Here is a 17,241-nt window from a genome sequence, read left to right on the forward strand (position 1 = left end):
CCACCGAACCCCGGAGAACCCCGTGCCGTACTGGACCAGAAAGGCCGCCGGAGCGCTGGCCACGCTCTGGCTCGCCTCGGTGGCCGTCTTCCTGCTGCTGCACCTGGCCCCCGGCGACCCGGTCTCCGCCGCGCTCGGCGCCGAGGCCGACCAGGAGCAGCGCGAGCAGCTCGGCCGCCAGTTGGGAGTGGACCGGCCGTTGCCCGTCCAGTACCTCACCTGGCTGCGCGGACTGCTCACCGGCGACCCGGGACTCTCCTTCCGCTACCGCGAGCCGGTCACCAAGATGATCGGCCAGAGTCTCGGCAGCACCATCCAACTCGCCCTGGCCGCAGGCCTGCTGATGCTCGTCCTCGGGCTGCTGCTGGGAGCCGCGCTGGCCGCCGAGCGGCGCGGCCGGCTGGCCCGGGCCCTCGACCCGGTCACCACCGCCGTGCTGGCGCTGCCGGTGTACGTCACCGCCGTGCTCTTCGTGTTCGTCTTCGCCGTCCTGCTGCGGGTGCTGCCGGCCGGTGGCGAGAAGGATTTGTTCGCCGCGCCGGACCTCGCTGTCCAGTACCTCGCGCTGCCCGCCGTCGCGCTGGCGCTGCCCGGTTCGGTGGTGCTGGCCAGGCTGCTGGCCACCGAGATCCGGCGCACCCGCCAGGAGGAGTTCGTGCTGACCGCGATCGCCAAGGGCGCCCCGCCCCGGCGGATCCTGCTGCGGCATGTGCTGCCCAACAGCCTGGCCCCGTTCTTTGTCGAATTCGGACTGAACCTGGGCGAGTTGCTGGGCGGAGCGGTGGTCGCCGAGCAGTTGTTCGCCCGGCACGGCCTCGGTCAGCTGCTGCTGGACGCGATCAACCAGCGCGACTACCCGGTCGCCCAGACCCTGATCATGCTCGCGGTCGCGGTGGCGGTCACCGTCCAGCTCGGCTCCGAGCTGCTGGTCGGCCGGCTCGACCCGAGGATCGCCCGTGCCGGCACCGGGGAGGCCCGATGACCACCGCCGCACCCGTCCGACGCCGCGCCCGGCCCCTCCTGCCCGCCGCCCTGCGCAGCGGCAAGGGCCGCACCGGGGCGGTGCTGGTGGCCCTGGTGGTGCTGCTCGGCCTGCTGGGCCCGCTGCTGCTCTCCGCCGACCCCTACCGGCAGGGCCCCGACGCGCTCGCCGGACCGTCCTGGGAACACCCGCTCGGCACCGACGAGGTCGGCCGCGACCTCCTGGTCCGGGCCCTGTACGGGGTGCGGATCGAGCTGCTGGTCTGCCTGCTGGCGGTGCCGGTCGCCGCCGTTCTCGGCACCCTGCTCGGGCTGCTCGGCGGGCTCAACCGGCTGCTCGGCGAGGCCGTGCAGCGCCTCTTCGACCTGCTGCTCGGCTTCCACGGTCTGCTGCTCGGCCTGGCGATCGCGCTGATCGTCCGGCCGGGGCTGGGCAGCGTGGTGGCGACGATCGTGCTCAGCGCCCTGCCCTCGTTCGGCCGGCAGGCCAGGGCCGCCCTGCTGGCGCAGCTCTCCCGCGACCACGTGGTGGCCGCCCGGGTGCTCGGCGTGCCGCGCGGGCGGACCCTGCGCCGGTACGTCCTGCCGAACGTCACCGACGCCGCCACCGCGCTGCTGGCCGTCGGGATGGCGCACGCCGCGAAGATCGAGGGCGGGCTGAGCGTGCTCGGCTTCGGCATCCAGCCGCCCACGCCCTCGCTCGGCACGATGATCAACACCGGCAGCAAGTACCTGTTCCTGGAGCCGGGTTACGCCCTCGCGCCGGTCGTCCTGCTCGGCCTGCTGGTGTTCGGGCTGACCTTGCTCGCCGACTCGTTCAACCGGGAGAAACTGCGGTGACCGCGACCGAGACCACCGCCGCCCCGACCGCGGCGCCCGCCGCCCGCGCGCTGCTGGAGGTGGACGGCCTGCGCGTCACGGCGGGCGGCGCCGAGGTGGTCCGGGGGGTGGACTTCACCCTTCGCCCGGGCGAGATCCTCGGCCTGGTGGGGGAGTCGGGCTCCGGCAAGACGCTCACCGCGCTGGCCGTCAACCGGATGCTCCCGCCCGGCTGCGGGACGGCCGGCGGCGCCGTCCGCTTCGACGGCACCGATCTGCTCACACTGCCCGAACCCGGCATGCGCGCCGTTCGCGGCCGCCGGATCGGCATGGTCTTCCAGGACCCGCTCGCCTACCTCAACCCGCGGATGCCGATCGGCCGCCAACTGGCCGAAGCCGCCCGGGTGCACGGCGCTGGCCGGGCCGAGGCCCGGGCCCGCGCGCTCGAACTCCTCGACCTGGTCGGCATCCCCGAGCCGGAGCGCCGCTTCCGCGACCGCCCGCACGAGTTCTCCGGCGGGATGCGCCAACGCGTGCTGATCGCCATGGCGATGACCAACCGGCCCGACCTGCTGATCGCCGACGAGCCCACCACCGCCCTCGACCCCACCACCCAGGCGGGCATCCTCGACCTGCTGGTCCGGCTGCGGGACGAGACCGGCACCGCCGTCCTGCTGATCACCCACGACCTCGGGGTGGTCGCCCGGACCTGCGACACCGTCCAGGTGATGTACGCCGGACGGATCGCCGAACGGGCACCCGCCAAGAGGCTGTTGGCGCAGCCCCGGCACCGCTACACCGCGGGTCTGCTGGCCGGGGTGCCCCGCCTGGACGGCCCGCTGGGCCGCCCGCTCACCGTGATCCCCGGCAGCCCGCCCGCCGCCGGGGAGGACCGGCCCGGCTGCGCGTTCGCCCCGCGCTGTGCCGCCGCCACCGAGCGCTGCGCGAACGAGCCTCCGGCCTGGGAGAGTTCGGGCGAACGGGGGTTCGCCTGTCATGTCCCGGCGGCCGGACTGCCGCTGCCCGTGGCGGCCGTGCCGGTCCGGCGCCCGGCGCCACCGGCCGGCGAACCCGTGCTGGTGGCCGACGGCCTCACCGTCCGGTACGGCCGCCGGGCGTTCGGCCGGGGCCCCGGCGCGCCCGCACTGGACGGGGTGAGCCTGACGGCCGCGCCCGGCCGGGCGGTCGGGGTGATCGGCGAGTCCGGCTCCGGCAAGTCCACCCTGGCCAGGGCGTTGCTCGGGCTGCTCCGGCCACAGGGCGGCACCGTCCGGGTCGGCGGCCGCTCCTGGTCGGAGGTGCCGCCGAGCGAGGAACGGGCGCTGCGGCGCCGGGTGCAGTTCGTCTTCCAGGACCCGTACGCCTCGCTGAGCCCCCGGATGACGATCGGGCAGGTGCTGTCCGAGCCGCTGGTCACCCATGGCCTCGCGGGCGAGGCGGAGTTGCCCGGCCGGGTCGCCGGGCTCTGCGAACTCGTCGGCCTGCCGCCGGGGTTGCTCGACGCCCGGCCGCACCAGCTTTCCGGTGGGCAGCGCCAGCGGGTGGCGATCGCCCGGGCGCTGGCCGTCGGCCCCGAGGTGCTGGTCGCGGACGAACCGACCTCGGCGCTCGACGTCTCCGTCCAGGCGCAGATCCTCAACCTCTTCGCCGATCTGCGGGAACGGACCGGTGTCGGTCTGGTCTTCATCTCGCACGATCTCGCCCTGGTCCGCCACCTCTGTGACGAAGTGCTGGTGATGCGTCACGGCCGGGTGGTCGAACACGCCCCCGCCGACGAGCTGTTCGGCGCGCCCGCGCACCCGTACACCCGGCAGCTGCTCGCCGCCGCCCTGCACTGATCCGACCCGCGTCCCGACCTCACGCCAGGAGTGCTGTCCCCCCATGTCCGCCGCACACCCCTCCCGCCGCCGGCTCCTGCTCGGCGCGGGCTCCGTCGCCGCCCTGAGCGCCCTTCCCGTCGCGCCCGCCCGGGCCGCCGCCTCGTCGTCCGGTGCCCAGCCGCCCGTTCCGCGGCCGTTCGGTGCCCAGCCGTCCGGCACCCCCCGGGTCACCGGACTCGGCCCCGGCAACGCGGACTTCCCGCTGATGAGCGCCACGCTGCTGGGCGAGACGCTCTGGATCGGCTCGCGCAACCTCGCGCCCGCCAAGGTGGTCGGCTACCACCTGCCGACCGGCCGGGTGACCGCGACCGCGGTGCTGCCGACCGGCAACTTCGTCCAGGGCTCGGCCGGTCACGGCGGCGCACTCTACCTCGGGGTGACCGACGCGCCCCAGGCCGTCAACCTCTACCGCTTCGACCCGGCCGACGGCGGTGTGCACGCTCTGGCGAACGTCCCCGGCGCGGACGTCCGGGACGTGGCCGTCGCCCCCGACGGCGTGGTGTACGCGACCGGCCGGCAGAAGGGCCGTGCGGCCGGGCCGGGTCTGTACGCCTACGATCCCGCCACCGGTGTGGTCACCGAGGTCGCCTCGCCCGCGCCCGGTGCCACCCAGGGCCGGGCGGTCGAGGCCACCGCCACCCACGCCTACCTCGGTGTCGGCAGCAACCTGGCGGGTGGCGGCGGGGCGACCCTGGCCACCCTGTACGCCGTCGACCGGGTGAGCGGCCGGGCCGTCGACATCACCCCGCCGGACCTGGTGAACGACACCATCGTCCGGCAGATCGCCGTCCTCGGCGACGACCTGCTCGCCGTCAGCACCGAGGGCAAGCCCGCGCACGTCGCCTTCCTCGACCCGGTGACCCACGCCGTGCTGCGGTCCTTCGCGGTGCCCGGCACCAAGAGCATCACCAACTTCCAACGCCTGGGCGACACCGTCTGGTTCACCTCCACCGAGCGCGGCATCGTCTGGCGCTACCGGCTCGGCGCGGGCACGCTGGAGCAGCTCGCCACCCCCGTGCCGGACGGCAACTCCTGGGGCCTGGGCCGGATCGGCGACACCCTGGTCGGCGTCACCGAGGGCGGTACCGCCTGGACGCTCGCCACCGGCACGGGCGCGGTCACCACCCGGGACCTGGTCGAGGCCGGCGCCCCCGCCGAGGCGCAGCTCGGGATGTCGGTGGCGGCCCACAACGGCCGGGTGTACGTGGGCGGCAACGGCTCGGTCGCGCTGCACGACCTCGACGCCGGCACCGTGCACAAGCTCCCGGTGCCCGGGGAGGCGAAGGACACCGTCATTCTCGACGACGAGACCCTCTACCTGGGCGTCTACTCCTCCCAGGGCATCTGGCGCTACCGCCCTGGTTCGGACGAAGTCCCCGTCCAGGAGGCGGCGTTGCCGCAGGAGCAGAACCGTCCGCAGGTGATCCGCTGGGACGAGGAGAACCGTCTGCTGCTGCTCGGTGTCCAGGCCGACACCACGGGCGGCGGGTCCTTCGTCACCTACCGGCCCGGCAGCGGGCGGCCGACGGTGCACGTCGATCCGCTGGGCGCCGAGCAGTTGGTGCGCGCGGTGGCGGCCGGGCGCGGCCAGGCCTTCCTCGGCGGCGACAATGCCAGGACCACCGGCCCGCGCGGCGACCTGGCCGCCTGGGACCCGGTGGCCGGGCGTGAACTCTGGTGGACCGGAACGGACTTCGGCTCGGGTATCAGCAGCCTGGTGGTGCACGGGCCCACCCTGTACGGCATCACCGTCAACGGGCAGGCCTTCGCGGCCGATCTGCGGACCGCCCGGCGGGGCCGGGACGGGTGGACGGCCCCGGTGATCGGTGCCCGTGCCGACCTGCGGGCGATCACCTCGGCCAACCCGCGGCTGCTGGTGGCCGCCGGCCGGCTGTACGGGATCAGCGAGCGGACGCTGTTCCGGCTGGACCCGGCCACGCTGGCCGCCACCGTCCTGGTCCAGGTGGACGCCGAGTGGTACAGCGGTGCCAGGGTGGCCGTCGACGACCGCGGTCTCCTGTACACGCTGCGCGGCCGGGAGCTGATCGCCGTCCGGGACCGCTGACCCCGGCCGTCCGCCGGGCGGTTCAGAACCACGTCTCCCCGTAGTGGTCGCCGGGGTGGCCCTCGCGGAGCAGACAGATCTCGTGCTCGGCGGGGGGCACCGGTTCCTCCTCCTCGTCGGCCACGGCGGGGCAGCGGGGGGCCAGTTCCACCACGTACTGCGGCCAGGAGGCCCAGTGGAGGTCGTACCCGACGCCCTGGACCAGCGCGGAGTGGGTGCCCTGGTGGCCGGCGACGAGCTCGCAGCGCAGCCGCGACTCCATCATGAAGGCAGCGTGCGGCACGTTGTTGAAGTGGTCGATGTCGGCCTGGGGGAGTGCCACGACGGCCGGGCAGTGGCGCTTTTCGACAGGTGCGTGGGACGCGTGAGTCATGCGCGTCAGCATCCCACCCGGGCTGCCGGAGGTGGGTGGTTTCCACCATCTTGTACGCGTCACGAGGGAATTTTGTCGGCCCGTGTACGGGTGGCGGGTACGCCTGCTTCTTCGGGGCCCGCATCCGGGTCGGCCGTCGGTATCCGGGGCAGAGGCCGGCATCCGGACCGTCACCCCGTCAGGACGGTCCGAGGGCCCAGCCGACCACCGAGAGGGTCGCCATCGAGACCAGGGTGGAGCTGAGCACCGCGTCCCGGGCGAGCGCCGTGCCCTGCCCGTACTCGCGGGCGTAGACGAACACGTTCTGCGCGGTGGGGAGGGCCGAGAACAGGACGACGGTGAGCAGCTGGTGCGCGGGCAGGTGGAGCAGGAAGGCCCCGACGGCGAACGCGGCCAGCGGCTGTATCAGCGTCTTGACCGCGACCGTCACCCCGACCTCCGCGTACCGGGCGGTGCCGGTGGCCGGCGGGCGGCCGTGCAGGGACATGCCGAGCGCGACCAGAGCGGTGGGTACGGCCGCGCCGCCGAGCAGTTCGCAGGAACGGTTCAGCTCGGTGGGCGGCTGCCACCCGAGGGCGGAGACCAGCGCGCCGAGGGCGGCGGCCAGCAGGATGGGGTTGCGCAGCGGCAGGGTGAGCGCCGCCCGGCGACCGGCCGTCCCGGTGTCGAGGACGGTCAGCACGGCCGGGGTGACGAGCAGAATCTGGAACAGCACCACGGGCGCCACGAAGGAGGCGTCGCCGAGCACCTGTACGGCCACCGGGATCCCGAGATTGGCCGAGTTGACGTACCCGGCCGCCATCCCGCTGATCACCCGCTCGCCGAGCCCCCGGTGGAACAGCAGGGACGAGGCGAGCAGCCCGAGACCGGTCGCGACCGCCGTCCCGGCCGCGAAGGCCAGCATCGAGGGATTGGCGAACCGGTCCAACGGTGCCCGGGCGATCATCAGGAACAGCGCGGCCGGCATGGCCACATGGAAGACGAAGCGGCTGAGCACCGACTCCGCCTGCGGCCCGAGCAGCCCGGTGCGGCCGACCAGGTAGCCGACCCCGGTGAGGGCCCAGATCGGCGCGAATCCGGACAGCAGCGGGTGCAGGCTGGGCATGGTTCCTCGGGTGGTGAGAACGGCGTGCCGGGCGGTCGCGGGGGTCGCCCGCCACCTGCCGCAGTCAATCAGACCCCGCTCCGCCTACCATGACCCGGTGGAGCATCTGAGCCTGGCCGAGGTGGAGACGATCGCGCGGCGCGCCCATGCCGGGCAGGTCGACAAGGGCGGCCGCCCGTACGCACTGCTCGGCCTGGACTCCGGCTGACGCTCCGTCAATCATGCTCTTTGGTGGGCGCCGTGGGGACGAACCGGGCGAACGGGTCGGCGGTGCGGGCGCAGTGCTCGTCGAGCAGGCCGCGGAAGCGGTCGAGCAGGGCCGAATGGCGGGTGTCCACGGCCAGGTTGACCATCTCGCCGGGGTCGGCGGTGAGGTCGAAGAGCTGCTCACGGTGGTCGCCCCAGGCGTAGCAGACGTACTTGTGCCGCTCGTCGCGGATCATCCGGCCGAGGGCGTTGTTGAAGCCGGGCAGCTCCCAGCGGGTCTCCACGACGACGGTCTCGCGCGGCTCCCGGGAGCGGACGCTGCGGCCCGGCAGCCCAGGTGGCGGGGTGACGCCGGCCAGGTCGCAGAGGGTCGGGACGAGGTCCAGCCCGGTGGAGACCAGACGGTCGCTGACCGCCCCGGCGGCGGCGTCGCCGCTCTGGCCGCCAGGGCCCGGTGCACCCGGCCCGGCGACGAGGAACGGCACCCGCACCGACTCCTCGTACAGTGCCCACTTCTGGTTCCAGCGGTGGGCGCCGGCGCCGTCGCCGTGGTCGGAGCTGAAGACCACCACGGTCTCCCGCCCGCCGGGCCGCTCGCGCAACGCGTCCAGCAGCAGCCCGAGGTGCCGGTCGACCCGCTCCACCAGCGCGTAGTACGCGTAGCGGTAGCGCCGCCAGTCGTCCTCGCGCCACTGCGCCGTCGGGTGGGTGTGCGGCCAGGCCTGCTGGGCGAGACGGGGGAGGCGGGCCTCGTACGGCGCGGGCGGGAAGTTGGCGGGCAGCGGCGGGCACTGCTCGACGGGCGGCGGCGCGGGGAGCGGGCCGGTGCGCGGGTCCTGGCCGCGGGCCCACTCGCAGATGCCGTGCGGTTCCAGGAACGAGGCGACCAGCAGGAACGGGCGCTCGCGCGGCTCGCGGATGAACCCGGCGGCGGCGTGGGCGAGTCCGGCGTCGTCCCCGGCGGGGTGGATCCGCCGGAAGCCCCGGCCGTCCGGCAGGTCCAGCTCGGGCAGATGCCACTTGCCGCCGTAGCCGCAGTCGTAGCCGGCCTCGGCGAAGAGCCGGCCGAGCAGTGGCTCCGGGCCGCTGCTGTTGCCGGTGACGCCCAGGGTGCTGGGCAGTCGGCCGGTCAGCAGACTGGCCCGGGACGGTGTGCAGAGCGGCTGGGCGCAGTACGCCTGGCGGTAGCGGGTGCCGACGGCGGCCAGCGCGTCCATGTGGGGCGTGGCGAGGTGCGGGTTGCCCGCCGCGCTCATCGCGTCGGCGGTCTGCTGGTCGGTCAGGACGACCAGAATGTCAGGCTGCCGGGTGTCCGTCACGGGTCAGGCCATCCGCTCGTAGGTGTGCCGGTCGAGCGCCCAGCGCAGCGGCTCGCCGGCCGCCCAGCGCTCGAACTCCCCGACCACCAGGTCCCCGAGGCGTCGGCGCTCCAGCGCCTGGCTGCCGGCGAGGTGCGGGGTGACGACCACGTTGGGCAGTGTGAACAGCGGCGAGCCGGGCAGCGGCGGTTCCGGATCGGTGACGTCCAGCACCGCGAACAGGTCGGGCCGTCGGGTCAGGACGTCGAGCAGGGCGGGTTCGTCGAGGACGGCGCCGCGCGCGGTGTTGACCAGGGTGGCGCCCGGCTTCATCGAGGCCAGCAGCCGCCGTCCGACCAGCCCTCTGGTCTCGGGGACCAGCGGGGTGTGGACGGTCACCACGTCGGCGGTGGCGAACAGTTCCTCGATCCCGACGCTCCGGACGCCCGGCGGTGCCTCGGTGTACGGGTCGTGGGCGATCACCCGCACGTCGTACGCGCGCAGCCGTTCGCAGACCAGCCGGCCGGTGGCGCCGAGCGAGAGCACGCCGACCGTGGAGCCGTACGCGCCCGGCGCCCGGCCGACCCGGACGGCCGTGCGCGCGGCGCGGGCGGCCAGGACGTGCCGCCAGCCGTCCTTGAGGGCGTAGACGATCTGGGCGACGGTGAACTCGGCGACGGGCAGGGCGTTGGCGTGGGCGGCCGTGACGAGCGGGATGCCGGCCGCCCAGAAGGCCTCGCCGGCGATCCGGCGCACCGAGCCGGCGGCGTACAGCACCAGACGCAGCCGGGGCAGGCGGGCGAGTGCCGGGGCGTCCAGGACGGGGCCGCCCCAGCCGGTGAGCAGGACCTCGGTCCCGCGCAGCGCGGCCGGTTCGGCGGCCAGCCGGTCGGCGCTCCAGACCCCGCCGGGGGCGGCCGGGTCCGCGATCAGTTCGGCCTGTGCGGCGACCCGGGCGCGGGCCTCGGGCCCGTAGACGTCGGAGAAGCGCTCAGGGTCCATCGCGAAGGCGGCCGCGAACATCCGGGTCTCCTTTGGTCGAGTGCCCACGGATGAGTTTCTATCACATTGAGAAATAGTGGAGCCGGGAGAGGCGCGGCAAGGGGAGGGGGTGGAGGAGCGAGCGCTACCGGGTGATGAAGGTGGCCCCGTCGGCGAGCCGGACGGCGGCCGCGGCCGCGCCGACCAGCTCGGTGGTGGTCGAGTGCACCACCATCAGCCGGGGCAGCACCGGCACCCGGCCCTGCAGCCGGGACTCGATGGCGGGCAGCATCTCGCCCCCGCTCTCCCAGAACAGCCGCCCGCCGAGCGCGATCAGCTCGGGCCCGAGCACGGTGCTGAGGTTGGCCACCAGCAGGGCCAGGTCGTCGGTGAACTCGTCGACCAGCCGGACCGCGGCCGGCTCCCCGGCCCGGCCGAGCCGGAACAGCTCGGCGACCCGCTCGGCCGAGGTGCCGGAGACGGTGAGCCCAGCCTCGGTGATCCGCCGGTCCACGGCGTGGTCGCCGACCCGGGACTGGGTGTCACCGGTGCGCCCGAGCGGCCGGTCCAGCGCCCGGCGGTCGGTCATCAGATGGCCGAGCGCCCCGGCCGAGCCCAGCCGCCCCCGGTGCAGCCGGCCGCCGAGGACGATCCCGGCGCCGACCTCGATGCCCACCACCACGGCCGCCAGGTCGCTCACCCCGGTGCCCGCCTCGCCGTGCTGGACTGCGAGTGCGACCAGGTTCACATTGCTCTCCACCGCCACCGGGATGCCCAGCCGCTGCTGGAGCAGCGCGCGAAGCCGCATGCCCGGCCAGTCCAGCGCGGGCGCGAACTCCACCAGCCCGGTCCGGTCCCGCACCACCCCGGGCACCCCGACCACCAGCGCGCGCGGCGCGCCGGCGTGCCGCCCGGCCCACTCCCGCAGGCCGTCCACCAGCGCCAGCAGCGGGCCGGTGAGGTCCTCGGCGGCGGGTTCGCGGCCCCGCTCCGGTCCGAGGTCCGCCCAGTGGTGCTCGGCCTCGTGCAGCACCGTGCCGTGCAGGTCGGTGACCACGCCGATGATCCGGCGCGGGCGCATCGCGACCGCGAGGACGGTCTGCGCGCCCGCGTTGTAGCGGATCAGCTGGGGCGGGCGCCCGCCGCTGGACGGCGCCCGCTCGGCCTCCACGAGCACGGCGCCCTCGGCCCGCAGCACCTCCACCAGGCGGTGCACGGTGGCGGTGCTCAGCCCGCTCTCGGCCGCCAGCTGCTGCCGCGAGAGCGACCCGTGCCGCCGCAGCACCTCCAGCAGCACGGTCTGGTTGACCTGGGCCACGGTCTGGGTGGTGGCGGTCGCCGGAGTGCGCGGGGACTGGGGCACCGGGTGCTCCTCGGGCCTGGTCGGGTGGGGCCCGAGCGGTCGGGACTTTGTCTCGGCCCGAATATATCCGACCCGCTACCGGCCGGACCGCCGTCGGACTGCCGCGGGGCTGCCGCCGGAACCGGACCGGGCGGGAGCATCCGCACACGGCGAGAGGGCCTGTGCACGCGGATCGCGCGTGCACAGGCCCTCTCGGTCACCCCGGTGATCCCTGTCCGACCCCGGGGTGAGGGGGGACAGTGGTCTGAAGTCGGGTGTAAGTCGCCAGGCGGCTTAGTACCAGTGGTTGTTCTGCCAGAAGGACCAGGCGGCGTTCGGGCTGCCGTAGCGGGAGTTCATGTAGTCCAGGGCCCACTTGATCTGGGTGGTGGCGTTGGTCATCCAGTCCGCGCCGTGCGAGGCCATCTTGGAGCCCGGTAGCGCCTGGGCCAGGCCGTACGCACCCGAGCTCGCGTTGGTCGCGGTCACGTTCCAGCTGGACTCGTGGGCGATGATCTGGCTGAACGAGGCGAGCTGGTTGGCCGGCACGATCTGGGCGGCGATGGACTGCGGGGTGGCGGCCGAGGCGGTGGCGGGCATCAGGCCGGCGCCCAGGGCGGTCAGACCGGCGGTGCCGGCGAGAACAGCGGCGGAGGTACGCATACGGAGCTTGAAAGCGGGCATAAGGAACAAGACCTCAATCGGGTTGGGCCGTGTCACACCCCGTCTCGACCATGGCCGGACAGGGGCCGTAAGGTCGCGGGGCGTGACTTGGCGGGAAGCCGGATCTGGCGGGACAGGGGCCGGAGCGGCTGACTGAGCCATTGTTGGCATGCCGGATCGGCAGTCGCCAAGACCCCCTGGTTACGACCCACCGTCGTATCAGGGGCTGGTGCCGTGGATTCGAAGGAGCGGCTAGGCGCTGTCGCTTGTGGCCGCTGACCTGGGCAGACGGTTTAGTCCGTACGCGTGCTAGTGGCTGCGCCCGGGCACCACTACCGGTCGTCGTGGACGTCAATTCCGTGTGAGCGCACTCACCGGGCACCCCACCGCGGCCGTCACCGGCCGGCCCGTCATCGTCACGGTGTGTGCCGGTGATCTACGGCCGCTTGAGACCGGCGCCACACCCGCCTCAGCGCGCGAGCACGTCCCCCAGCCGACGATGGCGCCGGGCCCGTGCGGCGAGTCGCTCGGGCTCCGGGGCTCCGGCCAGCTCGCCGAGCGCCGATCCGACCGCGCGCCCCAGCCGTGCGCAGAACGCGGCCGGTTCCTCGGCGGCGTCCGGCAGCTCCGGGACGACCAGATCGACCAGACCGGCACCGGCCAGGTCGTACGCGCCGATGCCCTGCGCCCGGGCCAGCTCGGCGGCATGCCCGCCGTCCCGGTGGACGATCGCGGAGGCGCCCTCCGGCGGCAGCGGCGCGAGCCAGGCGTGCTCGGCGGCGAGCACACGGTCGGCGGGCAGCAGAGCGAGCGCGCCCCCGCCCGACCCCTGGCCGAGCAGCACCGCAAGCACCGGCGTCCGCAGGGCGAGCAGGGTGGTCAGGGAGTGCGCGATCTCGATCGCGACGCCGTCCAGCTCGGCCTGCGCGGACAGTTCGGCGCCGGCCGTGTCCACCACCGTGACCAGCGGCAGCCCCAGCTCCTCGGCCAGCCGGGCGGTCCGCCGTACGGCGCGCAGGTCGGCGGCGGTGAAGGGGCGTTCCCCGGTCGGGCCCGGCCGCTGCTGTCCGACCACCAGGGCCGGCCGCCCGTGCAGCACGGCGAGCGCCCGTACCAGTGCCCCGTCCCGGCCGCCGGGCGCGTCCAGCAGGACCAGCTCGCCGGCGGTGCGGCGCAGCAGCTCGCGGGTGCCCGGTCGGTCGGCCCGCCGGGTGCGCCGGACGGACTCCCAGGCGTCCGGGCGCGTGGCGGGCTCCGGCCCGGGCCGGCCGAGTGCGTGGGCGGTCCCTGAACCGCGGGCCTCGTCGGCCTGCCGGGCTTCACCGCTCGCCTCACCGGGCGTCGCCGGGTGTGCCGTCAGGACGGACAGCGACCGCCGCAGCACCTCCCGCAGCTCCTCCGGCGCCACCACGGCGTCCACCAGGCCACGCCCGGCCAGCGTCTCGGCCCGCTGCACGTTCGGGGGCAGCTCCACCCCGCGCAGTTCCTCGTACACCCGAGGCCCGAGGAAGCCGAGCCGGGCCCCCGGCTCGGCGAACACCAGCTGCCCCAGCGTGCCCCAGGAGGCGAAGACCCCGCCCATGGTCGGGTTGCGCAGATAGGTGAGGTACGGCAGCCCGGCGGCCCGGTGCGCCTGCACGGCGGCGGTGATCCGCACCATACAGAGGAAGGCCGCCGTCCCCTCCTGCATCCGCGTTCCGCCCGACACCGGCAGCGCGACCAGCGGAAGCCGCTCGGCCGTCGCCCGCTCCACGGCCCTGGTGATCCGCTCGGCCGTGGCCACCCCGATCGACCCGCCGAGGAAGCCGAACTCGGACACCACGAGTGCCACCGCCCGCCCGGCGATCAGCCCGGCTCCGGTGAGCACCGCCTCGTCCACCCCGGTCCGCTCCCGCGCCCTCGCCAGCGCGGCCCGGTAGCCCGGGTCCGCCGGCTCCCCGTCCAGCGGCTCGTCCCAGCTCCGGAAGCCGCCCGGGTCGACCAGCGCCCCGATGAGCTGATGCGCCGTCAGTGAAGTTCCGGTACCCATCGCCCTGCCCCCGCCCTCACGAGTCGTCGGCCTCCGCGCACCGACAAGATCCACCCTACGCAGCACCGCCCCCGCCCGTCCCGGAGCGACGTGCGCGTGTGAGCGGCCCGACAGGTTCGGCGGCCCGTCCTCAGGGAAAGTGCGCGTCCAGTACGCCAGGACCTCCCAGGGCCCGATCGCATCCAACTCCTCGCCCCGGGAAAGAGCAGGACCGCGATCCGGCGGAAGCGTTCGTCGCCCGTCGGCGCGATCGGAGCAGAAGCGGTGAGGGGGTTCCACCGCCCACGATGACGCTGGACCAGGCCCCGCCCGGGCCGTCGGGCAGGCCGCGGCCGTACCGCCGGTTGCTAGGGTCGGACCCATGGCAGCCAGCAGCGCGAACCCCCCCGGACGGCTGCGCCGCGACGCGCAGCGCAACCGCGACCTGCTGCTCGCCACCGCCCGCGACCTGTTCTCCCGGCGCGGACTGGACGTGCCGCTGGACCAGATCGCCAAGGAGGCCGGGGTCGGCAACGCCACGCTGTACCGGCACTTCCCGACCCGGGAGGCGCTGATCGGAGAGGTGTTCGCGGACGCCGCCGCGGTGCTGGCCGGCGCGGGGGAGGAGGCCCTGGCGGCGGCGGACGCCTGGGGCGCCATCGAGCGGTACTTCGGCCGGATCTTCGAACTGGTCGCCGCCGACCGGGGGATCAACGACCTGGTCACCCAGGCCATCCCCACCATCCCAGGGATGATCGAGATCAGTCGGCAGAACGCCGCCACGGTGGGCGCGCTCGTCGCCCGCGCGCAGCAGCAGGGCAGCATGCGCGCCGACGTCGTCACCATGGACCTGCTCTTCATGCTCGGCCCGCTCTGCCGCGCGCTGCCCGCCACCGCCGAACTGCGCCCGGACCTCTGGCGCCGCTACCTCGCCCTGCTGCTGGACGGCTTCCGTGCGCAGGCCACCCACCCGCTGCCGGTACCGCCGATCGGCGAGGAGCACCTGGACAAGATGTTCGCCGACCTCTGGGAGGCCGAGAGCCCTGATGCGTGACGCCTGACGCCTGACGCCTGATGCCCGACGGCGAACGCCCGGCGCGTGCTGCCGGGCACGCCCTCGGCCGGACGCGCCGCCCCCGGTGTCAGGACCGCGTACGGATCGGTGCCGTCCACGTCAGGGCTCCGTCAACGAACGGCCCCCGCCCCGGGCACCCGGCTTTGCTGGAACCCGCACACATCAGCGCAAGCCAGAGGGGCAGGCAGGGCATGGCGGACAACGGCGCCGGCAGCAACGCGGACGAACCGGCCGACGAACGGCCGGTGGACGACTGGACGGCGGGTGGCTGGACGCCGGCCGACCGGTCGGCCGACGAGGACGGCGGCGGGCCGGACGGGCGCCGCCGGATCGTGGTCGGGGTCAGCGGCTCGCTCGGCAGTATCGCCGCTCTGCACCACGCCGTCGCCGAGGCCCGCCGCATCGACGCCGACGTGCTCGCCGTGCACTGCTGGACCCCGGCCGGCGGCGAGTTCGGATACCGCCGCTCACCGTGCCCGCCCCTGCTCACCGCCTGCCGCGACGCGGCCTCGGCCCGGCTGCGCCAGGCCCTGGACGACGCCTTCGGTGGTGCCTTCGCCGGGGTGCGCCTGTCCAGCCAGGCCGTACGCGGCGAGACCGGCCAGGCGCTGGTCCGCTCCGCCGACCGGCCCGGCGACCTCCTCGTCCTCGGCGCGGGCAGCCGTGGCGCGATCGCCCGCGCCCTGCGCCCGTCCGTCACCGCCTACTGCGTCCGGCACGCGGTCTGCCCGGTCCTGGCCGTCCCGAAGCCGCCCCTGCAACGCGAACTCGAAGCCCTCGAACGCCGCCACCACACCCGCCTGCGCCCGCTTCTCGGCACCGGCGGCGAGACCGGCCTGCTCTCCGCCGGGCGCTGAGGAGGCGACGCCGCGATGCAGTCCCGCCCCTACCGCCTGCCGGTTGCCGTGTCCGGGGCGGTGGCCCTGGTCGCCGCCGCCGCGCTGCTGCCCGTCCTCGCCGTCCTCGGCGAACTGCGTCCCACCTGGGTCGCCCTGGCCGCATACGCCGCCCTCTGCGCCGCACTCGGCCGGCACTCCCGTCCGGCCGCCGCCCCGCTGATCGGCCTGGCCACCTGGCTCTTCCACAACGGCTTCGTCGAGCACCGCCACGGCGCCCTCGGCTGGTCCGGCCCGGCCGCCGAGACCGGGCACCTGCTCCTCTTCACGGCCGCCGCCCTGCTCGCCGCACTTCTTACCCGGCTCCTCGCCGCCCTTCCACGCCGTCGGGCGCACCCCGTCCGCCTGCCCGCCCCGCCGCTGCGCCACCACGACGGCGACTGGCACCCGGCGGCCTGACCGCCGTCAGCCCGCGATCCGCGCGGCCGCGTCCGGCCACGGCTCCATCACCCGGGACTCGTCCGCCGTCGCCTCCTCCTCCCACCAGCCGGCCCCGTCGAGCCAGCCGTCCAGCCACTGCGCCAGCGACGGCGCGTCCTCGAACCACGCGTCGGCCCAGTCGTCCCCGACGGCGTTGGGCTCGAACAGCAGCACCGGCGCGCCCGGCCGCAGACAGTCCACGGCCGCGTACATCCCGCAGCCCCAGTCCAGTACCGGGAGCACCCCGGCCGGCCAGTGCGGCCCGTCCTCCTCCACCCCGGCCGCCTCGTCCGACCGGGCCCGCTCGCCCCGGTAGACGGAGACCACCGACGGCTCCTCCCCGCTCAGCGGCAGCATCGCGCCGTCCGGCCCGAACCCGCCGTTCCCCACCTCCCGGTACAACCGCAGCAGCAACGGCGGCAGCGCGAACCCGATCACCGCCTCCACCCCGGCCACCTCCGCCGACCCGACCCCCGCGCCCAACTCCTCCCCGTCCTCCGCCGCCCGCACCCGCACCCGCTCCACCAGCGCATCCTCACTCATACGCCGATCCTGCCACCTCCGTACGGCAGTTGACCGACCACTGTCCCGGCACCCGTCGCTGCGAGGGTGTGCGCGGCCATCAGATGCGGGCGCGGCTTCGAACCGCCGACAGCTGCTTTGCAAGAGCAGCGCTCGACCGCCGGCTGTTGTGTACGTGCCGCTCGCCGCGGCCGGGCGGCTTCGGCGGGGTGGAGTGAGTGGCCGTCATGGGGGTTTCTCCCCCGGTTCGGGTGGGTGTTCCGAGCTGGTAGTGTTCCTCTTGTCGCGAGGGAGATGATTCCTCGTCAGGCGTCAGTGGTGCTACAGGAGCACGTCCTACTTTCAGTAGGGAGAGTCCGTTCAACCCGGGCCTGGCGCTCTACATTCGGGTGAGGTCCGGTGCCGTTTCTGGTGCCGGGCCTTGTTCGTTTCCGTGGGGGTTTCCGTACGGGCCGCGGGCGGGTTCGGGTGGGTGTTCTGGGCTGGTAGTGTTCTTCTTGTCGCGAGGGGGATGATTCCTCGTCAGGCGTCAGTGGTGCTACAGGAGCACGTCCTACTTTCAGTAGGGAGAGTCCGTTCAACCCGGGCCTGGCGCTCTACATTCGG

15 protein-coding genes are annotated in these 17,241 nt (G+C 74.5%); 7 read left to right on the top strand and 8 right to left on the bottom strand.

Annotation, left to right across the window (positions count from 1 at the left end; genetic code table 11):
• The first annotated feature begins 22 nt into the window (after positions 1 to 22).
• Genes ACIO5D_RS33135 through ACIO5D_RS33150 form a run of 4 tightly spaced genes read left to right on the top strand, consistent with a single transcriptional unit; the run spans position 23 to position 5,745 of the window.
• The gene (locus tag ACIO5D_RS33135) at positions 23 to 982 is read left to right on the top strand and encodes an ABC transporter permease (protein ID WP_363609053.1); all 960 of its coding nucleotides are present in this window, start codon (positions 23 to 25) and stop codon (positions 980 to 982) included.
• On the top strand, positions 979 to 1,821 hold the full coding sequence (locus ACIO5D_RS33140; protein WP_400799677.1) for an ABC transporter permease: 843 nt from the start codon (positions 979 to 981) through the stop codon (positions 1,819 to 1,821). The genes ACIO5D_RS33135 and ACIO5D_RS33140 overlap by 4 nt, the downstream gene beginning before the upstream one ends.
• Positions 1,818 to 3,638, top strand: a complete 1,821-nt coding sequence (locus ACIO5D_RS33145) for a dipeptide ABC transporter ATP-binding protein (RefSeq protein WP_400651276.1) — start codon at positions 1,818 to 1,820, stop codon at positions 3,636 to 3,638. The genes ACIO5D_RS33140 and ACIO5D_RS33145 overlap by 4 nt, the downstream gene beginning before the upstream one ends.
• 43 nt (positions 3,639 to 3,681) lie before the next feature.
• Positions 3,682 to 5,745, top strand: a complete 2,064-nt coding sequence (locus ACIO5D_RS33150; protein ID WP_400799679.1) for a hypothetical protein — start codon at positions 3,682 to 3,684, stop codon at positions 5,743 to 5,745.
• Between the two features lie 22 nt (positions 5,746 to 5,767).
• Here the strand turns inward: ACIO5D_RS33150 and ACIO5D_RS33155 are convergent, their stop codons facing one another.
• The 7 genes from ACIO5D_RS33155 to ACIO5D_RS33185 form a co-directional block, all read right to left on the bottom strand.
• Positions 5,768 to 6,118: a hypothetical protein gene (locus ACIO5D_RS33155; RefSeq protein WP_363609045.1), complete on the bottom strand. Its 351-nt coding sequence runs from the start codon at positions 6,116 to 6,118 to the stop codon at positions 5,768 to 5,770.
• 178 nt (positions 6,119 to 6,296) lie between these two features.
• Complete coding sequence (locus ACIO5D_RS33160) at positions 6,297 to 7,223, bottom strand: AEC family transporter (RefSeq protein ID WP_400756835.1); 927 nt, start codon at positions 7,221 to 7,223, stop codon at positions 6,297 to 6,299.
• A 215-nt stretch (positions 7,224 to 7,438) separates the two neighbouring features.
• Positions 7,439 to 8,749, bottom strand: coding sequence for a sulfatase (locus ACIO5D_RS33165; RefSeq protein ID WP_400799682.1), 1,311 nt, complete (start codon positions 8,747 to 8,749; stop codon positions 7,439 to 7,441).
• Positions 8,750 to 8,752: 3 nt separating this feature from the next.
• Positions 8,753 to 9,778: a hydroxyacid dehydrogenase gene (locus ACIO5D_RS33170; RefSeq protein WP_363609040.1), complete on the bottom strand. Its 1,026-nt coding sequence runs from the start codon at positions 9,776 to 9,778 to the stop codon at positions 8,753 to 8,755.
• 76 nt (positions 9,779 to 9,854) lie between these two features.
• Positions 9,855 to 11,072 carry an ROK family protein gene (locus ACIO5D_RS33175; RefSeq protein ID WP_363609038.1) on the bottom strand — a complete coding sequence of 406 codons (1,218 nt, stop codon included), beginning with the start codon at positions 11,070 to 11,072 and terminating at the stop codon, positions 9,855 to 9,857.
• A 273-nt stretch (positions 11,073 to 11,345) separates the two neighbouring features.
• Positions 11,346 to 11,714, bottom strand: a complete 369-nt coding sequence (locus tag ACIO5D_RS33180) for a transglycosylase SLT domain-containing protein (RefSeq protein ID WP_400651282.1) — start codon at positions 11,712 to 11,714, stop codon at positions 11,346 to 11,348.
• Between the two features lie 469 nt (positions 11,715 to 12,183).
• Complete coding sequence (locus ACIO5D_RS33185; RefSeq protein ID WP_400651285.1) at positions 12,184 to 13,743, bottom strand: carboxyl transferase domain-containing protein; 1,560 nt, start codon at positions 13,741 to 13,743, stop codon at positions 12,184 to 12,186.
• A 361-nt stretch (positions 13,744 to 14,104) separates the two neighbouring features.
• On the opposite strand from ACIO5D_RS33185, the gene ACIO5D_RS33190 reads away from it, so the two are divergent.
• The 3 genes from ACIO5D_RS33190 (at position 14,105) to ACIO5D_RS33200 (ending at position 16,092) form a co-directional block, all read left to right on the top strand.
• Complete coding sequence (locus ACIO5D_RS33190; RefSeq protein WP_363609032.1) at positions 14,105 to 14,776, top strand: helix-turn-helix domain-containing protein; 672 nt, start codon at positions 14,105 to 14,107, stop codon at positions 14,774 to 14,776.
• A 212-nt stretch (positions 14,777 to 14,988) separates the two neighbouring features.
• Positions 14,989 to 15,654 carry a universal stress protein gene (locus ACIO5D_RS33195; protein ID WP_400799685.1) on the top strand — a complete coding sequence of 222 codons (666 nt, stop codon included), beginning with the start codon at positions 14,989 to 14,991 and terminating at the stop codon, positions 15,652 to 15,654.
• 15 nt (positions 15,655 to 15,669) lie between these two features.
• Entirely contained in the window at positions 15,670 to 16,092 is a 423-nt protein-coding gene (locus ACIO5D_RS33200) for a hypothetical protein (RefSeq protein WP_400799688.1), read from the top strand.
• A gap of 6 nt (positions 16,093 to 16,098) precedes the next feature.
• Here the strand turns inward: ACIO5D_RS33200 and ACIO5D_RS33205 are convergent, their stop codons facing one another.
• Positions 16,099 to 16,656, bottom strand: a complete 558-nt coding sequence (locus ACIO5D_RS33205) for an SMI1/KNR4 family protein (RefSeq protein ID WP_400799691.1) — start codon at positions 16,654 to 16,656, stop codon at positions 16,099 to 16,101.
• Positions 16,657 to 17,241 lie beyond the last annotated feature (585 nt).

Origin of the sequence: Kitasatospora sp. NPDC087315, assembly GCF_044744345.1 — a bacterium.
Taxonomy (GTDB): domain Bacteria; phylum Actinomycetota; class Actinomycetes; order Streptomycetales; family Streptomycetaceae; genus Kitasatospora.

What these genes read in the sequence shown, in the direction of transcription:
- ACIO5D_RS33150 (WP_400799679.1), top strand. Translation starts at nt 3,682, where the DNA reads ATGTCCGCCGCACACCCCTCCCGCCGCCGGCTCCTGCTCGGCGCGGGC.
- ACIO5D_RS33195 (WP_400799685.1), top strand. Translation starts at nt 14,989, where the DNA reads ATGGCGGACAACGGCGCCGGCAGCAACGCGGACGAACCGGCCGACGAA.
- ACIO5D_RS33190 (WP_363609032.1), top strand. Translation starts at nt 14,105, where the DNA reads ATGGCAGCCAGCAGCGCGAACCCCCCCGGACGGCTGCGCCGCGACGCG.
- ACIO5D_RS33140 (WP_400799677.1), top strand. Translation starts at nt 979, where the DNA reads ATGACCACCGCCGCACCCGTCCGACGCCGCGCCCGGCCCCTCCTGCCC.
- ACIO5D_RS33205 (WP_400799691.1), bottom strand. Translation starts at nt 16,656, where the DNA reads ATGAGTGAGGATGCGCTGGTGGAGCGGGTGCGGGTGCGGGCGGCGGAG.
- ACIO5D_RS33200 (WP_400799688.1), top strand. Translation starts at nt 15,670, where the DNA reads ATGCAGTCCCGCCCCTACCGCCTGCCGGTTGCCGTGTCCGGGGCGGTG.
- ACIO5D_RS33180 (WP_400651282.1), bottom strand. Translation starts at nt 11,714, where the DNA reads ATGCGTACCTCCGCCGCTGTTCTCGCCGGCACCGCCGGTCTGACCGCC.
- ACIO5D_RS33185 (WP_400651285.1), bottom strand. Translation starts at nt 13,743, where the DNA reads ATGGGTACCGGAACTTCACTGACGGCGCATCAGCTCATCGGGGCGCTG.
- ACIO5D_RS33160 (WP_400756835.1), bottom strand. Translation starts at nt 7,223, where the DNA reads ATGCCCAGCCTGCACCCGCTGCTGTCCGGATTCGCGCCGATCTGGGCC.
- ACIO5D_RS33155 (WP_363609045.1), bottom strand. Translation starts at nt 6,118, where the DNA reads ATGACTCACGCGTCCCACGCACCTGTCGAAAAGCGCCACTGCCCGGCC.